This is a genomic window from Comamonas thiooxydans, from assembly GCF_002157685.2.
In the GTDB taxonomy this organism is placed as follows: Bacteria; Pseudomonadota; Gammaproteobacteria; order Burkholderiales; family Burkholderiaceae_C; genus Comamonas; species Comamonas testosteroni_H.
Genome location: NZ_AP026738.1, coordinates 3,109,445 through 3,128,146, shown reverse-complemented (window position 1 = coordinate 3,128,146; position 18,702 = coordinate 3,109,445). Strand labels below are relative to the sequence as shown.

Annotated in this window: 21 protein-coding genes and 1 pseudogene; 13 read left to right on the top strand and 9 right to left on the bottom strand. The window is 53.0% G+C overall.

Annotated elements, in window-relative coordinates:
- Positions 1–76 precede the first annotated feature (76 nt).
- The 3 genes from CTR2_RS14350 to CTR2_RS14340 are packed head-to-tail and all read left to right on the top strand — an operon-like array spanning position 77 to position 2,120.
- The gene (locus CTR2_RS14350) at positions 77–1,189 is read left to right on the top strand and encodes a saccharopine dehydrogenase family protein (protein WP_087083225.1); all 1,113 of its coding nucleotides are present in this window, start codon (positions 77–79) and stop codon (positions 1,187–1,189) included.
- Positions 1,189–1,734: a DUF4166 domain-containing protein gene (locus CTR2_RS14345; protein WP_087083226.1), complete on the top strand. Its 546-nt coding sequence runs from the start codon at positions 1,189–1,191 to the stop codon at positions 1,732–1,734. The genes CTR2_RS14350 and CTR2_RS14345 overlap by 1 nt, the downstream gene beginning before the upstream one ends.
- Positions 1,731–2,120 (top strand): thiol-disulfide oxidoreductase DCC family protein, encoded by a 390-nt coding sequence (locus CTR2_RS14340; RefSeq protein WP_087083227.1) that lies wholly within the window; start codon positions 1,731–1,733, stop codon positions 2,118–2,120. Before CTR2_RS14345 ends, CTR2_RS14340 begins: the two co-directional genes overlap by 4 nt.
- A gap of 64 nt (positions 2,121–2,184) precedes the next feature.
- On the opposite strand, the gene CTR2_RS14335 is transcribed toward CTR2_RS14340, so the two are convergent.
- On the bottom strand, positions 2,185–2,757 hold the full coding sequence (locus tag CTR2_RS14335) for a hypothetical protein (RefSeq protein ID WP_087083228.1): 573 nt from the start codon (positions 2,755–2,757) through the stop codon (positions 2,185–2,187).
- 75 nt (positions 2,758–2,832) lie between these two features.
- Between CTR2_RS14335 and CTR2_RS14330 the strand changes: the two are divergent.
- A pseudogene (locus CTR2_RS14330) lies at positions 2,833–3,236 on the top strand (RtcB family protein); the annotation flags it as partial.
- Between the two features lie 47 nt (positions 3,237–3,283).
- Here the strand turns inward: CTR2_RS14330 and CTR2_RS14325 are convergent.
- Positions 3,284–4,092 (bottom strand): IS5 family transposase gene (locus CTR2_RS14325; protein ID WP_085960112.1). Its coding sequence is split into 2 segments (ribosomal slippage): positions 3,284–3,762 and positions 3,762–4,092, totalling 810 coding nucleotides; the frame shifts between segments, so codons are not numbered across the junction.
- Between the two features lie 389 nt (positions 4,093–4,481).
- Between CTR2_RS14325 and CTR2_RS14320 the strand changes: the two genes are divergently transcribed.
- Genes CTR2_RS14320 through CTR2_RS14305 form a run of 4 tightly spaced genes read left to right on the top strand, consistent with a single transcriptional unit; the run spans position 4,482 to position 9,563 of the window.
- Complete coding sequence (locus CTR2_RS14320; protein ID WP_140401025.1) at positions 4,482–5,666, top strand: tyrosine-type recombinase/integrase; 1,185 nt, start codon at positions 4,482–4,484, stop codon at positions 5,664–5,666.
- A gap of 9 nt (positions 5,667–5,675) precedes the next feature.
- On the top strand, positions 5,676–7,292 hold the full coding sequence (locus CTR2_RS14315) for a hypothetical protein (RefSeq protein WP_140401026.1): 1,617 nt from the start codon (positions 5,676–5,678) through the stop codon (positions 7,290–7,292).
- Positions 7,289–9,169: a tyrosine-type recombinase/integrase gene (locus CTR2_RS14310; RefSeq protein ID WP_080571260.1), complete on the top strand. Its 1,881-nt coding sequence runs from the start codon at positions 7,289–7,291 to the stop codon at positions 9,167–9,169. Before CTR2_RS14315 ends, CTR2_RS14310 begins: the two co-directional genes overlap by 4 nt.
- Positions 9,162–9,563 (top strand): TetR family transcriptional regulator, encoded by a 402-nt coding sequence (locus CTR2_RS14305; RefSeq protein WP_140401028.1) that lies wholly within the window; start codon positions 9,162–9,164, stop codon positions 9,561–9,563. The genes CTR2_RS14310 and CTR2_RS14305 overlap by 8 nt, the downstream gene beginning before the upstream one ends.
- Positions 9,564–10,172: 609 nt before the next feature.
- On the opposite strand, the gene CTR2_RS14300 is transcribed toward CTR2_RS14305, so the two are convergent.
- Complete coding sequence (locus CTR2_RS14300; RefSeq protein WP_019042577.1) at positions 10,173–10,448, bottom strand: helix-turn-helix domain-containing protein; 276 nt, start codon at positions 10,446–10,448, stop codon at positions 10,173–10,175.
- Positions 10,449–10,753: 305 nt separating this feature from the next.
- On the opposite strand from CTR2_RS14300, the gene CTR2_RS14295 reads away from it, so the two are divergent.
- The 5 genes from CTR2_RS14295 (at position 10,754) to CTR2_RS14275 (ending at position 13,565) form a co-directional block, all read left to right on the top strand.
- Complete coding sequence (locus CTR2_RS14295; protein WP_140401029.1) at positions 10,754–11,179, top strand: hypothetical protein; 426 nt, start codon at positions 10,754–10,756, stop codon at positions 11,177–11,179.
- A 63-nt stretch (positions 11,180–11,242) separates the two neighbouring features.
- Positions 11,243–11,569, top strand: a complete 327-nt coding sequence (locus tag CTR2_RS14290) for a hypothetical protein (protein ID WP_140401030.1) — start codon at positions 11,243–11,245, stop codon at positions 11,567–11,569.
- Between the two features lie 81 nt (positions 11,570–11,650).
- Positions 11,651–12,193, top strand: a complete 543-nt coding sequence (locus CTR2_RS14285; RefSeq protein ID WP_310220555.1) for an HAD domain-containing protein — start codon at positions 11,651–11,653, stop codon at positions 12,191–12,193.
- Positions 12,194–12,461: 268 nt separating this feature from the next.
- Complete coding sequence (locus tag CTR2_RS14280) at positions 12,462–12,932, top strand: hypothetical protein (RefSeq protein ID WP_087083232.1); 471 nt, start codon at positions 12,462–12,464, stop codon at positions 12,930–12,932.
- Between the two features lie 303 nt (positions 12,933–13,235).
- Positions 13,236–13,565, top strand: coding sequence for a helix-turn-helix domain-containing protein (locus CTR2_RS14275; RefSeq protein WP_019042581.1), 330 nt, complete (start codon positions 13,236–13,238; stop codon positions 13,563–13,565).
- Positions 13,566–13,710: 145 nt separating this feature from the next.
- Here CTR2_RS14275 and CTR2_RS14270 read toward each other — a convergent pair whose 3' ends face one another.
- From CTR2_RS14270 to CTR2_RS14245, 6 genes are all read right to left on the bottom strand, one after another.
- Positions 13,711–13,890, bottom strand: a complete 180-nt coding sequence (locus tag CTR2_RS14270) for a hypothetical protein (RefSeq protein WP_254913332.1) — start codon at positions 13,888–13,890, stop codon at positions 13,711–13,713.
- Positions 13,891–14,151: 261 nt separating this feature from the next.
- Complete coding sequence (locus tag CTR2_RS14265; RefSeq protein ID WP_087083233.1) at positions 14,152–14,610, bottom strand: chromate resistance protein ChrB domain-containing protein; 459 nt, start codon at positions 14,608–14,610, stop codon at positions 14,152–14,154.
- Between the two features lie 22 nt (positions 14,611–14,632).
- Positions 14,633–15,247 (bottom strand): superoxide dismutase, encoded by a 615-nt coding sequence (locus CTR2_RS14260; protein ID WP_019042584.1) that lies wholly within the window; start codon positions 15,245–15,247, stop codon positions 14,633–14,635.
- 63 nt (positions 15,248–15,310) lie between these two features.
- On the bottom strand, positions 15,311–16,504 hold the full coding sequence (locus tag CTR2_RS14255; protein ID WP_087083234.1) for a chromate transporter: 1,194 nt from the start codon (positions 16,502–16,504) through the stop codon (positions 15,311–15,313).
- 24 nt (positions 16,505–16,528) lie between these two features.
- Positions 16,529–17,491 (bottom strand): chromate resistance protein ChrB domain-containing protein, encoded by a 963-nt coding sequence (locus tag CTR2_RS14250; RefSeq protein WP_087083235.1) that lies wholly within the window; start codon positions 17,489–17,491, stop codon positions 16,529–16,531.
- A 137-nt stretch (positions 17,492–17,628) separates the two neighbouring features.
- The gene (locus CTR2_RS14245; protein WP_087083236.1) at positions 17,629–18,672 is read right to left on the bottom strand and encodes a DMT family transporter; all 1,044 of its coding nucleotides are present in this window, start codon (positions 18,670–18,672) and stop codon (positions 17,629–17,631) included.
- Positions 18,673–18,702: the final 30 nt, after the last annotated feature.

Sequence of the window (18,702 nt, the reverse complement as noted above, 5' to 3'; positions counted from 1 at the left end):
ATGAACGCGGCTGAGCAGGCTCGCCGCTGCCGGGCTTGCGCTCCAGAGCGAAACCCGCGTCCCGCTACACTGCGGCATGCGTGAATTCAAGGTCATGGTCGTCGGTGCTTACGGCTTCTTCGGCAGCCGGCTGGTTGCCAGGCTGGCCAGGCAAAGCGGTTTGCACATCGTGGTGGCAGGGCGCTCGGCCTCTGCGGCGCAGGCGCTGGTTGGAAGTCTGGCTCCGGGCGCTTGCTCAAGCCTGAGCCACGCGGTGCTGGACGTGATGGTGCCCGGTCTGGAGGACAGGCTCAAGACGCTGGAGGTGGATGCGCTCATTCACACCTCGGGCCCGTTTCAGGGGCAGGACTACCGCGTGGCCCGAGCCTGTACCCACGCCGGCGTCCACTATGTGGATCTGGCCGATGGGCGTGACTTTGTCGGCGGCATCGATGTGCTCGACCCGCAGGCCAAAGCTGCGGGCGTGCTGTTGCTCAGCGGTGCCAGCTCGGTGCCTGCGCTGTCCTCGGCGGTCGTGGATGCGCTAGCTTCGGCCATGGCTCGCGTCAGCCGTATCGACATAGGCATCAGCCCGGGCAATCGTACGGATAGAGGCCTGTCCACCGTCGCTGCCATCCTCAGCTATTGTGGCAAGCCGCTGCCTGGCTCCCGGCAGCAAGCCGTGATTGGCTGGCTGCGCAGCTATCGGCATGACTATCCGGCACCTGTTGGACGGCGGCTGCTGTCGGCCTGCGATGTACCGGATCTCGCACTGCTACCGCTTCGCTATGAAGGCAGTCCTTCCATCAGATTCGGTGCTGGGCTTGAGTTGTCGTTTTTGCAGCGCGGGATGAATGCCATGGCCTGGCTGGCTCACAGAGGGCTGGTGCAGGACTGGTCTGCACATGCGCGCAGGCTCAAGCACATGGCGGACTGGTTCAGGAACTGGGGCAGCGATGCAGGAGCCATGCATGTCACGGTCAGTGGCCTGGATGCAAAGGGGCAAGCCTACCAGCGCCGCTGGGTGCTTATGGCGGGCTCGGGCGACGGGCCTTATGTTCCCACGCTGGCTGCCAGTGCGCTGGTACGCAAGCTGGCTGCGGGTGCACCGCTGGAGCCAGGCGCTAGGCCTTGCGTGGGGCTGCTGACGCTGCAGGACTTTGCGGACGAAGCGCAGGGACTGGATATTCAGATGCGGGAGCTTGCTTGATGATGCGGAGTGCCTCTTTGTTTCAGCAGGCCATGGGCGATGAGTTCTGCAAGCTCGATGTCGCCCTGCAGCGCTTTCACGGCCTGCAGGGTGAGCATGAGCTTCAGGGCAGGGTACAGACCGGCGCCCCCCGGACTCTGGCGGCCAAGCTGTTGGCGCTGGCTCTGGGCACGCCACGCACCGCCAGCGAGGGGACGATTCATTTCGAACTGCAGGCCAGTCCCGAGGTGGAAACCTGGATTCGCATCTTCCCCTCGCAGCTCATGCGCTCAACCATGCAGTTGAACAATGGCCACCTGACCGAGCGCCTTGGCCTGGCGCGACTGTGCTTTGCCTTGCAGGCGGTGGATGGACGGCTTCTCATGCGACTGCGGCGTCTGTATTTTCTGGGCTTCCCATGCCCGGGCTGGCTGGCACCGCGCATCGTGGCCGAAGAAACCGGAGCCGGCGAGCATATGCAATTTCATGTCGAAGCGGCCGTACCCCTCATTGGTGTAGTGGCCAGCTATCGTGGCTATCTGTTGCTGCCCGAGGAAAAAGAATGATTGTGGTCTTTGATGCGCAATGTCTGTTGTGCAATGGCTGGGTGCAGTTCTTGCTCAAGCACGACCAGCAGGGCATTTTTCAGTTCGCCGCCATACAGGGCGAGGTCGGCGGCAAGCTGTTGGCCGATGCAGGCTTGCGCATAGAAGGTCTGCAGACCCTGCTGCTGGTGGACGGCTCACGCTCCTGGCAGCACACGGATGCCATCCTGCGCGTGCTGCACGCACTGGGCTGGCCCTGGCGACTGACAGCGGTGATCAGGTTGATACCCGCTGCATTGCGCGATGCGCTCTACCGCATGATCGCCAGGAACCGCTATCACTGGTTTGGCAAAAGCGAGCAGTGCATGATGCCGGATCCCGCTGTGGCTGCCCGATTTCTGGATTGAATTTCGGATGAAAAGCGGTATCGCTCAGCGAATATGGGGATCGAGGCGATGGATGGATACGCAATCAGGCATGCTCTGCCGGCATGGGCGGAATATTCAATAAGGCCTGGTACTTGTTCTGCAGATCGCCAAAGCGTTGCAGCGTCGGCAGCACAGCCTGCATATTCAACGCCTTGTGCAGCAGCGGCAGCTGCTGCATGCCGAGATTGCTCAATGACTGGCTTGCCTCGTGAAAGCAGGCTTCGCCTTTTTCATCTTCGTAGTACAGCTGCTCCAGTTCGCGCCAGCCCACGTAGTAGCCGTAGTCAAAGAATTCCTGAAAGTTCTCGGCAATCACCCAGCTCAATTCGTTCACGCAGGGCAGTGTCATGACGATGGGGCTGACGCTATCGGGCAGGCGCTCATCGACCAGATAGCTGTAATGAACGCTGTCGCAGCCCGTGGTCGCAAACGTCATCACATTGCGCGGCGTGCACCAATCGATGTAGCTGGGCACGGGAGGGATCTCCAGCCGCAGGCCGCAGTCTCCAAAAACGGTTTCGGGCGACAGGCCGAACTGCGGGCCTAGGGCCGCGGCTGCGTCATACAAAGTCTGCAGTGGTACGGGAATCTGAAAGGACCGAATTGCATTGCGCATTGCAGCATATTAGCAACGCCGGTTAGGCGGCCCGGCGCTTACTCATTAGAATAAGCCTCTTATCAGTCCTTCTTGATGCTGCTGCTCGAAGGTGCGTTGCATCTCCCAGATTCGGAGATGCGCTGTTGCGTACCTGTTTTTTCAGCATCATGCCGCACTCTTCCGGGAAGCTTTCCCGACTGCAAAAAGCTCTGTCACGTCAGGGCATCCAGGTCTCCTACCGAGACAATATCTATCAAATCCATAACGAGCAGGCAGCAGCCACCATTTTGTTGCCCGACAGCCTGCCGCTGGAGCACAAAGCCGTTAGTCAACTGCTGGACTTCGCCTCGGTTGCCGACCCGCAAGGCCATGGCGAGGTCTGCAAAGCCTGTGCCACGCCGGACTTTCACCCCGGCAGCATTGCGCCCGTGGGGGCGGTGGTGGCCACGTCGCCAGACTTCGTGATTCCTGCGGCCATCGGCACGGACATCAACTGTTCTTCCGACATAGACTTGTTACTCAGCCGATCTCACACTTAGACTGGCTAACACCACCTATCCACGAAGCGTGCGCAGATGATCGCTGCCGCCAACTTCAAGAGCGCTTCGTGGATATTCAGCCGTCGTTCAAAGCGGATTCGCAGCTTGCCAAAGCCTGCAAACCAGCTGTGCGTCCTCTCCACCACCCAGCGGTGCTTGCCCAGCCGCTGGCTGCTCTCAACGCCTCGTCTGGCAATCCGGCCGATGATGCCCCGCTGCCTCAGGTGGGTTCGGCATCGCTTGAAGTCGTAGCCTTTGTCGGCGTGCAGCTTGGCTGGTCTTTTACGGGGATGCCCTGACAAGCCTGCAATCGCAGGAATCGCGTCCACGCACCTCTCGAACATCTTAGAGTCGTGCCGGTTCGCGCCGCTGACCAAGATCACCAGCGGGATGCCTCTGGCATCTACGACGATGTGTCGTTTGGAGCCGAGCTTGCCTCTATCCGTGGGGTTGGGGCCCGTTTCCTGGCCCCCCGGGGGCTTGGTACCGAGGAGCCATCAATGCTGGTCCGGCTCCAATCGATCTGGTCGTGTTCACGCAAGCGCGTCAGCATGGCCTGGTGCAACTGCTTCCAGACACCAGCGGCATTCCAGTCACGCAGGCGCCGCCAGCAAGTCATGCCGCTGCCGTACCCAAGAGATTGGGGAAGGTCCTCCCATGGAATGCCTGTTTGCAGCACGAACAGGATGCCGTTGAGGGCGGCTTCGTCGCTGACCGCGAGCTTGCGCGCACCGCCTTTGGCAGAAGGCACGAAGGCTGGGATCAGGGGTTGTAGCTGTCGCCACAGTTCTTTGCTAACGGGTCGTCTTGCCATGAGGGCCGCAAGCATAACTGCTCTGCGAGGGGCTATGACGAAGTGATGTTAGCCCCTCTTAGGGCATCCCATGCGTTTGCAGGCGAGGGCTTAGCTGTTTGGTTGATTCAAAGCCGGCATTCTAGAAGGCAAAACGTAAGCCCTTATCAAGGTCGTTCGCATAAGACTTCATTTCATCATCAGATTCTCTTGCCTTATTCGATACATGGATTCCCGCCGTGCAAGAGCGACTTAGCCTTTCAGTGGCCCTCCTGTAAGAACGATCGTTCTATAAATTATGGCGTGCTCGCTGACTTCAATTTGCGCGAAAGGCGTGCAAAGCAAAGTGTAGACGACCTTGTAGACTTCCAAAGGACTTATTGTGGTCTGGGTTCGGTGGCAGGAATCAAGTGGCAAATGGAGAAAAATCTGTGAGGCTTTATCTCAGTGACTCCAGCTTTGAGGTTGGCGGGCAATCCTATGAAGGATTCCCGATTCTTGTTGACTCCAAAGGACACATAGTCGAGGTAGCGCTCCGGTTTTTTGTGGATTACCTGATTGGCCGGGTTGGAGCAGAAGACTTAAAGACCTGGGAGGCCTATGGCCGCCACCTCTATGATTATTTCGGTTATCTGGAACCTAGAAAGAATCTAAGCTGGGATCGAATTCCTGTCGAAGGAAGTGGTGACGTATCATCACTTGCCCACTATGTACATTGGTGCAAAAAGAGCGTGGGTAATAAGGGGCGCTACATCAATGAAAAAAGAGCAACGGTAGAGCGCTTCTATACATGGGCACTTCAAGTCGGGTTAGTTACCGAGATGCCTAGTATGCGTATTGATATACGAGCACATAAAAATCGTGGAATATTCTCCCATAATTCAGCAGAGGGCGAGATACGGAAGATTTCTAGTTTGAGTTTACCTGAGCCAGATGAGCCATTATTGGTTTTGACTAGAGGCCAAATTGAAACTGTTTTGTCGGGTGCTAATAATCCTACTCACAGGGCGGTGCTCTATCTCGGATTGAATACTGGCTTGCGTGCGGAGGAGCTTGTTTCATTTCCCAAGAAATACGTTGTTGATTGCAGTAAATTTTCATCGAAAGTAAAGACTGTCTCTGTAAATCTCGATCCTTCCGATATGAATGTAAAGAATAACAAGAGGAGGACTGTTCGAGTATCTGTGGGTTGTATGAATATACTCTGGCAATATCGGGAGGGAATCCGGCCAAGATTGCAACGTCTAGCTCCTGATAGTAATAATTTATTTCTCAATAGGTTCGGAAAACCATTTGTTGATGATGGGTTAGTTGCGCCTCTTGATCGGCTTGGTCGGCGAATAGGATTTCATATTCACCCTCATATGCTTCGTCACACTTTTGCGACACACACTCTTTCTTCGCTTCAAGATTTAAAAAGTGCCGGAAAAATTCGTAGTTCGCCGTTGATTATTTTGAAAAACTTACTTGGACATTCGTCAATCACCACAACATCGCGCTATGTGGATCACCTCGATGCGATTGATGATAGTTATGGGACAAACTATCAGTCAGAAATTGATGCCCTAGTGCTCGGATATCTTAACGAGAAGTGAGGTGTTAAGATGGCCAAAAAGAAAGACTTCAAAGTAAATGGGGAAGATCTCATTCCTATTACGCCAATTTTTCCGAATGCCAAGCCCGATTTGAAAAGTAAGTATGCGACATTGTCGCTTGAGCTTCCTAACGGACGTGAAGTCAACTATGATTATGGAGAGTATTTTGGATTTGGTTTCGATGATAGTATTTCTGCAATTGTGCAGGAATTGAGGCTGATGTCGCTTCAAGGCGTTCCGGAGCCTTATGCACTTAACACCATCGCAAGTTCTGGAATTAGATGTTGGTTTCGGTTTTGCATTGAATCCGCGCAGTATGGCAATCCGCCAACCTTGGGGAACATTAACTCAGAGTTGATTGAGGTTTTCTGCGGATGGCTTAATACGCGAGTGAAAAAAAATGGAGAGGTCTGGTCAAGGAACACCTCGCGTACGGTATATCAGAAAGTCAAGACAGTGCTTGAAGCGCTCGTGGATCGTCGACTCATTTTGGCGAAAGATTTGTTTCGTAGAAATCCATTCCCTGGTGCTACAGATCCGAAAAATCGTCGTCACTACATCCAGCCACTCTCTGATTCCGAGCGGGAACGTATTCTCAGGCCACTGTCGATCGAGGTTGCACAGGTTTTCGACGGAACACATCCTGCATGGGCAGAATCTACTCGCCTTGGGTTATGCATTTTTGCAATTTTTCTAAAAACAGGCATCAATCCAACTCCCCTTCTTGAAATGTCCAGGAACCTAGAAAGGTGCTTCATTAATCATCCACGGGTGAATCGGAAAATTTTGATTACTTTCAAGCGACGCGCTGATGCTTTCAGCAAGACTCCAATTGAGCCTTCTGAAACAAGGATTGTCTCATTAGATGTCTTTAAGCTCTGTGAACGCGTGGTTCATCTTTCTGCAGCCGCTGCAAAGCGTGCTATTGGAACTTCTCTCGAAGACAAACTTTGGGTTTATGAGCGCGATCAACGGGTTTTGGGTTTGGACACTGGGACACTCAGTTCCATTGCAGATCAATTTACCGACCGGCACTGCTTACTTCGGGATGATGGAACTCGATTAAAGATGACTAGTCAGTTGTTCCGCAATACCAAAATAAACAGGATATGGAGGGCATCGCGCGGAGACCTACTTGCCACGGCAAGGAGCGCATCCAGTACCCCAGGTTCAGTTGAGAGGTATCTTGCCGTGACACCTGAAATGCTTAAAGAACACCGACTAGCGGGCGAGGTTCTTGTTGAAACTCTTTCTGGGGCCTCAGTTAAGCGTGATGCTACACCACACTCAGGTTGTCGAGATGCGTTGAACGGTGAGTTGGCTCCTGGAAACGGTGAGCCGTGTGTAGACTTTCTGTCATGTTTTCGATGTAAATCTCAAGTAATCGTCCAAGATGATTTATATAAGCTTTTCAGCTTTTATTGGGCTCTATTTTCGCTGAGAAGCCGCATTGGACCTGATGCTTGGAATAAGTTGTTCGGGTGGGTTGTAAGAGTTATTGATCGCGATATTGCACCTAGGTTTGATGCCAGTGTTGTTGCGCAAGCGAAGGATTTTTCTCGATTGGAGCCCCATCCTATGTGGCGTTCCCCAAGCGTGCTGGAGGCATTGAGGTCCATCCTATGATTAGCCAATCCTATCAAGCATGTTCGGAGCCTATGCACTTGGCTCCTGAAAAATTAGATAAACTTGTTGTTTCATATATACGCCTCTCTAATGGCGACGAAGTGCCCCTTTCATTTTACGGAGATAAAATCTGGAACTACACGCCTTTTATGCCACATCCAGATAGATCCAGGGTTGAGAAAGAAATCGATTGGAACAAGACGCCAGTCGAATGGCTATCCTGCATGAAGAGTGCTATAGCAGCTTTTACATTTAGGAAACCTCTGGGAGGAATCCAACTTGATCCGGCTACTATCCCAAAAAAAAGTATTAATCTCAATTCGTTTGCAAAATGGTGTAATGCAGCTGGAGTAAATGGATTTAGCCGTGTCACCGCGTTTGATTTGTCTAGATATATCCAGTTTTTGCGAGATAGCGGTGTCCGTGATCGAACATTAGCAACTCATATTTCACTGCTACGTAAAGTCTATGATTTAAGGCATGCAATGATTGAGAGCTTTTCAGCTGACGCAGTTACTGCGCTTAGATTTGAAATAATAGGACCAACCTGGGAGCCAGGAGCGAATGAAGAACGTAAAACTGAGCTAATTCCCCTGGGCGAGGCCGCTAGATTGTTTGGTGCCGCCATATTACAACTTGAAGATGCACCCCGCTTGCTGAAACTCAGAGATGAATTGGAATCGAAGTGGGGATTGGCCGAGGGAGATATTACCAGAAAGCAATGGGGGGCAACTGTTAAGCGTCGTGCTGTGCGCGCCGCTGGGTTCAGTTCTTCATTTAAATTTGAAACGGCGTTAGCTGACATTCGGACTGCTGCTTACATTATATTGGCAATGACGACTGGCTGCAGAGTACACGAGCTTGGAGATCTGCGTGTTGGATGCATCTATCCTGAAGTAAAAGACGGAGAGACCTATTGGTGGCTAAAATCGACAACTCGGAAAATTGGTGATGGCCCAGCACGATGGCTTGCTCCCGAAATTGCAAAGATGGCCGTGGATATTCTGGAGCATCATTCACTACCTATTCGTCAAGACTTAGCTAACCAACTAATCACGACACGAAGGAAGCTCTCCGAATCGACGGATTTGATTTCTCGTGGGCAACTAGCAGCGGAAGTCCTTGAGCTTGAACGCAATGTCGATAGACTATTTTTATTAGAGTCTCCTGTTGAAAATTTCTCCGTCACAACTCGGTCGCACAATAAACAGTTAAATGCCTTTGCTGTTCGTAAGGGAATACTATTGAAGTCGCCATTGAGCACGCATCGGTTTCGGAGAACGTATGCGGTAATCGTAGTGCATCTTAATAAACGAGTACGTATTGATTTGGTCACTTTGCAGCATCATTTTAAGCATGCTAGTGTGCTGATGACCGATTGGTATGCATCTCTTTCGGATACGGATCGCGAACTTTATGAGCTCATTGAAGCCGAAGAAGATTATTTTGACCTTGCGCTAGTGGACCATTGGATGGAGGCTTCTACGCCTCTTGCTGGTGGCCTTGGTAAGCGCATTCGTAGTTATGCGGGAAAGCATCATCAACCCATTTTCTTCAAAAGTAGGCGTGATTTTGTTGATAGCATCAGAGAAGGCTTGCATATTCGTAGCACCGGCCATAGTTGGTGTCTTGCAGAAGCACAAGACTGCGGAGGCTATGGACTATTTGACGCGCCTACGTGTGCGAACTGTGGAAATGCAGTTATTGATAATAGTTTCACGGAAGTATGGGGCGGGCTTCGTGCACAGCATAATGAGCTTCTAAATGCTACAGACATTGGTCCAGGAGGATTGGCAAAAGCTGCAAAAGGGCTTGCTTTGGCAGAGGAAGTCTTATCGCAACTTATAGACGCAGAAGGAGGGTTGCACAATGCCTGAGTCACGTACTACGCGGGAGCGCCTACAGTTGGCTTTCAAAAAGCTTAAACGCGATGCTGATCGGGTAGGAAAAAATGGACCATCTATTAGCGCTGTTGCACGTGAAGTAGGTGTAAGTCACACCCTCATACACACTAAATATTCGGATATTGCTGATGAGATTCGAAACGCCAGTGGGCGGGGGCCGAAACAGCAGCTTGAGGTTAAACGGTCCGCAATTAAGAAAGCACAAAATCGGGCTGATGAACTTCGCACAGAAGTAAAAGAGCTACGTGTGCAAAACAGAGGTCTAGCAAGTGAGAATGCTCGTCTTGTTCTCTTGGTCGCTAAACTTGAGGGAGTAGTGGCTTCATTTGGGGCAGGAGTCAATATTTTAAGGCCCTCAAAAAAATAATTAATCAGACCAGCTAGTTTTCATGCATGTGGATTAGAAAATGAGTTTAAGTCGGTCTAGCTAGATAGTTATCAACTTCTAAGATCCGGGTCAGGTATCTTAGGTCGTGCGGAAAGCTACGTACTCGCAATCGGTGGGTCTGTGCTTGGTGAGACAACAAGGTTCGTGGCTCAAGGAAGCTCACTGCTAGGCAAGGCTGGTGACACGTGATAGGTCATTGCAAGCACATCGCAGGCCGTCGTGGGAGGTCCGATGTTTACGGACTTTGCGCTTGTTGTGGCCGACCAGGTTCTACATGCCCGGCCGTTCCAGGTTGGCGACAGCGTAGTCCTGCCTAAGAAAAGTCCCAAGCTGGCATCTTCGAACGACTCGTGATCACCGTCGATCTCTCCCCTGATATCAAGTGAGACAGCTATGACAGCGACTTGGCCGACGTCATTAGAGCGATGAACGAGGCCCTGTAGATTCATCCCTGTGCGCCAGGGATAACCTAAGAATCGCTTTGCTGACAAAGCTGAAATTGGGTGGCGTAGCTAAGGCAAGCTTGTTTCAAGCTGTAGAGATGGCGGCTCCAAATAGACGCTAAAGCCTCTGTCGAACCGGGGGCCATCATTCTTTGGCTGGCGGCAATTGATTCGGAATGGATTCCTCGAGCAGATCACGAACAGGGACGTTGAGGGCCGCTGCAAGAGCCTCTAAAGTTTCGAGGGTCACGTTGCGTTGTTTGCGTTCAATGTGGCTAACAACTGTTCTGCTTAGTCCCGCCAGGTAGCTGAGATCCTCTTGGGACATCTTACGTTCAGCACGCAGATACACAAGATTCTTGGCGAGTAGCTCCTTCGTAGAGACAGTCGTTTTTTGCTTTGGGAGCTTCGGAACATACATGATCACATGTTCCTGTAACACCTCTTGCACGTCGACTTCTTATGTGACTACTTCTTATATGGCACTGACATATATGGCACAATTTGACTAAAGCTATCGTTGTGCCTCCTCAGTGCACTAGCTGCATTGAGTAGCATTGGCCTTGGCGTGCCAGCTCAATGACAGAAGCTGAAGAAGCTATTTAACGAAGCAGATCATGGATTGTTGAGAGAGGTTGAAGCCAGCTTGCTGCTGGCAGAGCTGTGCCGCAGGCTCGGCATCTCCGAAGCTATCTACTACCTTTGAGTTCATAGAGAAATACAGCGATGTCAACGACAGCAGAGCACTCGGTTGGTCTAACTTACTCAGAGGCTCTAAGCAAAATGCAGGCGAAAAATTGGCTGCATCAGCCCCTTGCAAACTTCACGTTGGATGAACTTGCTGCGCTTGCTAAATGCCTTCCAAATTTGCAAGGGTTCGACAGCGTCTCATTGTTGAGAGGTAACCTAGGACGAAATGCCCTTGCCCCAGTAGCAATGGTTTTCGCGCTCTTATGGAGACACCCGTCTCTAGCAAATCTTCGTCCTGCATCGCCGAAATTACTTGAGGAGCGGTATATCGACGAAGGGCTGAAGTTGTTCCATGCATATGTGGATGCAGAAATCTTGTCTCGTCGTCAAGGAATTCCTAATCACTCTGGTTATGCAACGCTTATTGAGAAGTTCGAAAATATTCTTAGAAGTGGCGTGTGAGGCGTGACTTCAGGCGCTATGCACGTTGAATTCAGAAGCTCCACTTACAGACAGATCTAAATCATGAACAAAGTACCCTCAGATTTTCCGAGGCAGCATAGTTTCAGCGCACTCTCTGGCGCACAGCCAAAATTAAGTGTTGTCAAAATTGATGGTCGTTACTATCTTGATCAGCCTGATGAAGATGAGATTTATCAACGTTATGATGTCTGCAAAGATCTTGTAGATCAGCTTGTGACCTATTGTGAGCGGAAAAAAGAACCATCGCATTCTTGGGAGGCGCTTCTTAAAGCAGTTGCACAATCGTTGTCCCAAAAGCCTTGGGGTCTAACTGCAGACGAAAATTTGTGGATTATGGGTAAGTTAAAAGATCACTTTAGATCTCTGTAGGTCAGCTGGAGAGCCTGAAGTATTGAGGGCCTGATTGTCGGCTGCTACTGAAAAATTGCACTTTTCCGAAGAAGATCTGCCATGACGAACATGTACATCAATAGGTCAGAGTCTTTAGGTTTGTCTGGTTGCGGGCCGGTACTGTACCTCGATTTCGACGGGGTTTTACATCACCATAATGTGCTTTGGTCAGCGTCAAAAGGGCCCTACCTAGACGCATCTTCTAGAGACAGGTTATTCGAACATGCTCCTCTGCTTGTCGAGCTCTTGGAGCCTCATCCCGCAGTCCGCATCGTCCTGTCTACTTCCTGGGCCATGAAGTACGGTTGTCATGGTGCCGCGCGTCGTCTGCCTCTTGAGCTTCGCACTAGGGTCGTCGGGGCAACCTTTCACAGTCAAATGAATCGGGCCGAATTCGAATCAGCTTACCGAGGTATGCAGGTCTGGGCTGATGTGTTTCGTCGTCGTCCATCTGATTGGCTTGCGATTGACGATGACTATTTGCAGTGGCCCGCTTGGTGTCGTAACAAGCTTGTCAGATCACATCCTGAAAAAGGTCTGGCGGATCCGGCAGTTGTAGAGCAGGTTCGACTTGGTCTGCAGCGGATCACCTTCGCCCTATGACGCTGTGATCTCAAGCCGCCTTCAGGCTCACCAGGTGCCAACGACGCAGCGTCTCAGGGGCGGCGTCAGCTGTCCATGAGCTGCTTAAACGGGCTCCACTAACCTTCGGCTTTCCATCGCGACTCGGCTCTTGATATGAGCGAGCCGCTGATCTTCAGTAGATGGTATGGATCTATCGATCCAGAAGGGATCACGTAGCGACAGGAGAGCGCTTCGGGATATGCGTAAATAAGTGTGCCCTGGATGCACGCTGCAAGGGGGATGAAAAGTGGGTCAGTCGCTGAAGGAAGTCATAGGTCTTCTATATAAACCACCATCAGGCGTTCGCCAGGCAATTGCTGTTTCAAGACAGGTGGCAGAACAACTTCCACCGCTCGGTACAGTGGCGATGATTTCGATCACTGCTCCTGAGCGAGCCCTTGCTGAAGTACATGGATTTACCCAGCTTTTGCGGCTGAGCTTTGCCGACGTCGATTTTTTGGACACGGAGATTTCTGCGCGAGCGAAGGCAAAAATCAAGGACGGTTTTACGCTCCAGCAGGCGAAGGATATCCATGCATTCGTGCAGGCTCTGGCGCCGGAGATCAGGACCGTGGTTGTCCATTGTGAGGGCGGCTATTCGCGATCATGCGGCGTTGTCTTGGCTTTACACAATATCTACGGCTTTGCTGTGAGCGCGAGCAGTCTCAATCAAGCCAATCGGTCTGTTGTGACGACCATGGAGGTTAGTAAGCGTTGATTTGATGCTGCAGTCAAGTGAAGTTAAAGCTCAGCGTTGAATCGCACCTGGTTTCGCAGAGGCTGTTTGGTTTAAGCCTTGCCCCGAAGACGCATCTGCCGCTTACTGTGTATGTAAATTTGCCTTTAATTGTTATTTATATGGTTTGCATATCATTTAAAGGGAAATTTGGTGCAGCCTCCCTTCCAGCCAAGATGCGAGCACAAGGCAGGTTTCTGCCTAAATTGAATCAATAAACTTTCCTTTAAGTGGTAAAAATTAGACTTAATTACTATTTAAAAGGTAATTTTTTCCACATAGCTTATGAAAAAGTCCTCCGACACCGCGATGCTGCCCCTTGAGTCAGAAGATGCCGCACTGCTTATGGGAAAAAAGATCAGAATGGCTCGTCGTATTCGAGAGATGACCCAGCAACATCTCGCCGATGCCACTCAGATGTCTTTGAACACCGTCGTAAAGATGGAGGCCGGCCACCCAGGGGTGCAATTTGGGTTTTACCTAAAGGCACTATGGGCTTTAGAGCTCGTTGACGACTTCATCAACCAGTTGGGGAAGGTAGGCATTAACGAAACTGAGTTCTCTCTAGTGGAGTCGAACCTACCAAAAAGAGTCCGCCAAAGATCAACGCGATGAGCAAGATGACGAAACCAGTGGATCTCGCTACCCGGTCAAGCCGCCCCGTTGGCGCCACTCGACCTCCCGTAGAAAACGACCACGATAGTAGCGATTTCCTGTAACGGAGGATATGGAGAGAGCGCATGCATGCCCTCATTCAGCCTTACTCACTTTTGGGCATGGGCTTCACCACGCCACGGAACGCCACATAGTCGCTGTCATCTAAGTATTGCAACTCTTGCCCGTCGCGCACCACGCGGTAGCAGATCGGCTCGACCTTGCTGATCTCAGGTTGAAGCAAGCACAGCCGGTCGTTTTTTATGGACCAGCGTGCTGACTTCAATCGCTCGTTCTCCAACCGCTCAACGCGTCCATTGGGAAAGTATTTGTGACACCCAATGGTGTTCGTCGGTCACGTACTTGCCGACGATTGCTGCGTGGATCTGCGAGCCGGTGAGCTCGCCATGTCCAACTGATGGTGAAGCAGCGGCCAAGCTCATGGCCTGGACACATGTGGCGAGGACGAGTCGGGAGCTCCAGGCGTTATGACGGACCTGGGACCGTAGGGAGAAGGCAAACATTTTGATAGTCACGGTCCAGGTGGTCAGTCGGTCAGGGTTGGCGGCCAACGGTGTGTCTCGGTCTGGCAAGAGCGGCACCATGTATAGAGCGCGTCGTACATCACGAGCCCATGCTTGAGCATTTCGTGATCGTCATCGAAGTTATGGGATAGACCCAGCGATAGCGCATAGAGCCCGGCCGACTGCGGTGTTAGGTCGAGTCGAGATGTGTCGGCACCGCGCACGATCTCAGCCAGCTGGCGCAATGCTGGTGAATCCAGGCCGTACTTCGCCATAAAGGCATCAAAGCTGCACAGCTCCCCCACATGGCTTAGCTCGACATTTGGGATGTCATAGGGGATGGCACCCGTGGCTCTGGCGGAGTTCAATACCTCGCTAGCCGGCACATAGAGAAACTCGGGCTCTTTATCGATAAAGCGCGCAATCAGCCAGGGGCAGGCGATGCGATCGATCTTCGGGCGTTCTCGGGTTATCCATTTCATGGTGCTACTCCTTTGCTTCCCACTAGACGCCAGTGGTACGAGAGACCTCTGTTGCGGCTCTGAAGTTACGTATCACCGCTTCCCAGTGGATGTTCTGCATGAATGCGTCTACATAGGCTGCAGCCTTGGCGCCGAAATCCATGTGATACGCATGCTCGTACATGTCCAGGGCCAATATGGGCGTGGCGCCAGCCACTAGATGCGTGTGGTCTGGAGCCCAATGGGTGATTAGCTGGCCCTCCCGGGAAGACCACGACAACAGCGCCCAGCCCGAGCCTCCCCCCATCGCCTTGGCCAGCGCGGAAAACTCTGCCCGCCAACGGTCAACACTGCCGAAATCACGTGCTATGGCGGCTGAGAGCTCTGAATCCGGCAGCACTCCGTTTCCACCCAGGATGTCGAAATACAACTCATGCAACCAGGCCGAGTTGGCGGCGATAAGCTCCTCGCGCTTCAAGCCGTTAATCGTGAACACGGGCGCCGATGGCCAGTCCAGCTGCGACAACTGCTGGCGGATGGCATTCAAGCGTTTGACAGCGCCGGTGTAGTTGTTCGCATGATGGCTAACGATCAACTTTTCAGACAGACCATTGAGCGAAGCTGGATCGATGGTGAGCGGGCGCAGTTGAAGAACCATGGGAATGCTCCTCGGAGGTTGGCGGATGTGGGGTGGCAAATTCAGCTGAGATCCAGGTGAGCATTAGCCGTGTGCGACCAGCGGATGGATGACCAAGCCTATAAGTGCTGCCGCAACCACGATGACGGGTTCAGGGAGTTTCTTGAAGCGCCACAGGATGGCTGCGGTGGCAATTGCCAATGCGGCGGTGATCCAGTCGGAGATAGAGCGCTGGCCAATGACGATTACAGCGCCCCCGATGGAGCCGATGGCGGCGGCAGTGACGCCATCCACAAAGGCGATAACGTCAGGGCGTTTGCCGTATTTCTTGAAGTACGGCGCAGGGATCACCGTGAACAAGTAGCAAGGCACGAACGTAGCTGCAGCTGCTGCTACAGCACCCCAAAAGCCCGTGACCAGATAGCCGATGAAGCCAGTGGTGATGACCACAGGACCGGGCGTGATCATGGCCACGGCCACGGCATCTACGAATTGCTGATCTGTTAGCCAGCCATACTCCTTGACGACGCCACCATAGAGGAAGGGAACGATCGCCAGGCCGCTACCAAAAACGAAGCTACCGGCATAGGCGAAGTAAAGGATGATCTGTTTGAGCTTGGTCCAGTCGACGGTGCTGAGTGCGAACATTCCGACCAACGGCATAGCAACGCCATTGAGGCCGCTTTTACGGGTCAGCCAGGAGGGAGGTGCTCTCCAGAGCCATACGAGTACACCCGCACCAAGAAAGAGCCAAATTTCTTCCGACTTATTGATCACTGTGACGGCGGCGCTGATCAGGAAGATGACCCAAAGCAATTTGTCCTTGCCAACGCTCTTTGTCGTCAGCTTGTAGGCACTCATGGCGATGATGCCGATCACCGCAGCCCCTACGCCATAGAAAACCGACTGCATCCAGCCAATGCCACCGTAGGCCACGTAGGCTGCACCAAGAGCTACGACCATGAAGAAAGATGGCAGGACGAACGCGATCCCTACCAGAGAGGCACCTAGAAACCGAAAGTGGACATAGCCTAGGTAGATCGCCAACTGTGCGGCCAGCGGACCGGGCATCAACTGGGCCAGGGCCAAGCCTTCCTTGTAGTCGGCATCGGTGATCCACTGGCGCTTTTCGACCAGATCGCGGTACATATAACCCGCTAAGGCCACGGGGCCTCCAAAGCCCCAGGTTCCTAGAGCCAGCATGTAGCGCACGAGCTGCCAGAGTGTGTAGCCAGGGGGGCTGGTATCGGCTAATACCGTTGTGTTGAGGTTGTTCATGTTCGTTTCTGAAGTGCTTGAGTGCTACGGCTTGCGTGGGCTGGAAAAATGGGCGTGAAGCGAGTCCAGTACCCCGCCTATGTCTGCAAGGAGTGAGTCGTCGTCGGGCCAACGTTTGCGGGCACCTGCAAGCACAGCCTCGAAGCCCGCAGCCTCGGCCGTGGATGTGCCTCCCACATCAAGTGCATGCACCATGGCGCCCAGTTGGGAAAGTCCTCGATCACTGTCGAGGCCAAAGCTCGACAGCAGCACCTCAAAGGTCACCCGGTCGCCAACGTGCGAAAAGGTCGCGCCATCAAAGTCGAAACCCAGCGCATCAGGTGGGCAGTCAGCCGGGGTGTCCAGCCATTGAAAGCGTGCGTGGGGATCAATGAAGCGCTGGATCAGCCAGGCACTGGCCACGCGGTCTACCCAGAGATTGCGGCGTGTTGCCCAGAGACGCCCCTGGTGCTGCATGCGATCACGTCGGGCAATGTGTCCGGCGATTGCCTGTGGCTCACCCGGCGATTGCAGGGCTTCGATGGCGTTGTTGAAGTCCCGCCACTGGGCTTCGGCGCGGATCGAGGTTTCTGCAGGGAAGAAGTCGATCCTGCGGATGGCTTCATAGGTCCGCGCGTGCTTGCGCTGCAGACGCCCCAACTCGGTCGCGCTCATGACGGAGAGTGTCTGGCGCGCTTGCGCCAGTTCTTCCAGCCAGGGGGCGTAGTCGACCGTTCGGTCGAACAGCGCCTGGAAAGTGGTTTGTTCGGCTATATCGCGCGCTTGCACCTGCAGCAGCCAGGCTTGGCCACCTTCCTGCAGCGCATCGTCGGCAAGGGCTTGCAATTGCGCAGCTTGCTCAACTTGCGCTGGAAGCAGATAGGCACCATCGCGCAGGGCGGCACAGCCCAATGCCTTCACGGCGCGCCAAATCCGCATGCGCGGCGTAGCGCTTGAGGCGGGGAGGCTGATGATCAAAGCCAGCCAAGAGTCCGAAGTGAGAGTCATGGCAGCAGCTTAGAGTGCTGTCATGAATGCTGCAATGCTGTAGCGATCTCTACAAAATCATTCCGAACTTCATCAAAAAAGCCGTTGTAAAAGCAACGGTTGCCTGAGAGCAGATAGCCCCGAAAATGCCTCAAACATCAATGTTTGTGCTGATGATGAATATCTGGAAAGTGCTCATGGCTGTGTGTCATAGGCTCATGAGTGTGCAAATGCGTGTGCTTACCAGTTGGCGTCGACCCGTCCGCATGGACATGCTGATGATGTTCATCATGTTCGTGCTCATGGCTATGCTCTATTTGCTCATGGGTGTGCTCGTGCTGATGGGTTTCAGTAAGGTGTAACCAAACCCCGATTCCCATCAGAACGCCTGCGATGAGCAATCGAGGCGATGCCGGCTCTCCCAGGAGAAAAATCGCCAGAATGGCTCCAAAAAACGGTGCGATAGAAAAATATGCTCCAGTGCGAGCAGTGCCCAAGTAGCGCAAGGCGATCACGAACAAGACCAGGCTTGTGCCATAGCTCAGGAAGCCAATCACTGTGCCTAAGGCCACGACTCCTGGTGACGGCCAGACAGCACCAGTTGCCAAAGCCAGCAACAAGTTGGTGGCCCCCGCAGCCAAGCCCTTCATCATTGCAATGAACGAGGCATCCGCAATCGACACCTTACGGGTCAGATTGTTATCAATGGCCCAGGACAGACAAGCACCGAGCACTGCAAGCGTGGGCCAAAGACTCGCAGAGCCCGTTTGACTCGGCCAGCTGAGCACGACCGCACCAGCGACGATCGCCACCATACCCAAGGCGATACGGCGATCAAAGTTTTCTTTGAACACAAACCAGGCCAGAACAGCCGTCAGCACCCCCTCTGCATTGAGTAGCAAAGAGGCATCGGTTGCTGCCATCCCGGACAAGCCTGTCATCAAGAGCAGCGGACCCATCATGCCGCCTGCTACGACGGCTCCGGCCAACCACCCCATCTCACTACGTTTCAGGGTTACGGCAGGAGCTTTCGTCACCAGCCTGTAGATCAGCAAGCCGATGCCAGAGCCGAGGTAGAGAATGCCTGCCATCAACCAGGGACTGGCATGCTCCAGCAGCATCTTGACTGCTGGTGTACCTGCTCCAAATAGAACTGCTGCGCTGAGTGCGGCGACAACTCCACGGTTTGCCAAAACATTCATAACTACCTCGTCTTACCTATGCTTAGTCGA

What these genes read in the sequence shown, in the direction of transcription:
- CTR2_RS14295 (WP_140401029.1), top strand. Translation starts at nt 10,754, where the DNA reads ATGTCAACGACAGCAGAGCACTCGGTTGGTCTAACTTACTCAGAGGCT.
- CTR2_RS14300 (WP_019042577.1), bottom strand. Translation starts at nt 10,448, where the DNA reads ATGTATGTTCCGAAGCTCCCAAAGCAAAAAACGACTGTCTCTACGAAG.
- CTR2_RS14285 (WP_310220555.1), top strand. Translation starts at nt 11,651, where the DNA reads ATGACGAACATGTACATCAATAGGTCAGAGTCTTTAGGTTTGTCTGGT.
- CTR2_RS14315 (WP_140401026.1), top strand. Translation starts at nt 5,676, where the DNA reads ATGGCCAAAAAGAAAGACTTCAAAGTAAATGGGGAAGATCTCATTCCT.
- CTR2_RS14310 (WP_080571260.1), top strand. Translation starts at nt 7,289, where the DNA reads ATGATTAGCCAATCCTATCAAGCATGTTCGGAGCCTATGCACTTGGCT.
- CTR2_RS14250 (WP_087083235.1), bottom strand. Translation starts at nt 17,491, where the DNA reads ATGACTCTCACTTCGGACTCTTGGCTGGCTTTGATCATCAGCCTCCCC.
- CTR2_RS14350 (WP_087083225.1), top strand. Translation starts at nt 77, where the DNA reads ATGCGTGAATTCAAGGTCATGGTCGTCGGTGCTTACGGCTTCTTCGGC.
- CTR2_RS14255 (WP_087083234.1), bottom strand. Translation starts at nt 16,504, where the DNA reads ATGAACAACCTCAACACAACGGTATTAGCCGATACCAGCCCCCCTGGC.
- CTR2_RS14290 (WP_140401030.1), top strand. Translation starts at nt 11,243, where the DNA reads ATGAACAAAGTACCCTCAGATTTTCCGAGGCAGCATAGTTTCAGCGCA.
- CTR2_RS14275 (WP_019042581.1), top strand. Translation starts at nt 13,236, where the DNA reads ATGAAAAAGTCCTCCGACACCGCGATGCTGCCCCTTGAGTCAGAAGAT.
- CTR2_RS14335 (WP_087083228.1), bottom strand. Translation starts at nt 2,757, where the DNA reads ATGCGCAATGCAATTCGGTCCTTTCAGATTCCCGTACCACTGCAGACT.
- CTR2_RS14260 (WP_019042584.1), bottom strand. Translation starts at nt 15,247, where the DNA reads ATGGTTCTTCAACTGCGCCCGCTCACCATCGATCCAGCTTCGCTCAAT.
- CTR2_RS14245 (WP_087083236.1), bottom strand. Translation starts at nt 18,672, where the DNA reads ATGAATGTTTTGGCAAACCGTGGAGTTGTCGCCGCACTCAGCGCAGCA.
- CTR2_RS14265 (WP_087083233.1), bottom strand. Translation starts at nt 14,610, where the DNA reads ATGAAATGGATAACCCGAGAACGCCCGAAGATCGATCGCATCGCCTGC.
- CTR2_RS14305 (WP_140401028.1), top strand. Translation starts at nt 9,162, where the DNA reads ATGCCTGAGTCACGTACTACGCGGGAGCGCCTACAGTTGGCTTTCAAA.
- CTR2_RS14340 (WP_087083227.1), top strand. Translation starts at nt 1,731, where the DNA reads ATGATTGTGGTCTTTGATGCGCAATGTCTGTTGTGCAATGGCTGGGTG.
- CTR2_RS14345 (WP_087083226.1), top strand. Translation starts at nt 1,189, where the DNA reads ATGATGCGGAGTGCCTCTTTGTTTCAGCAGGCCATGGGCGATGAGTTC.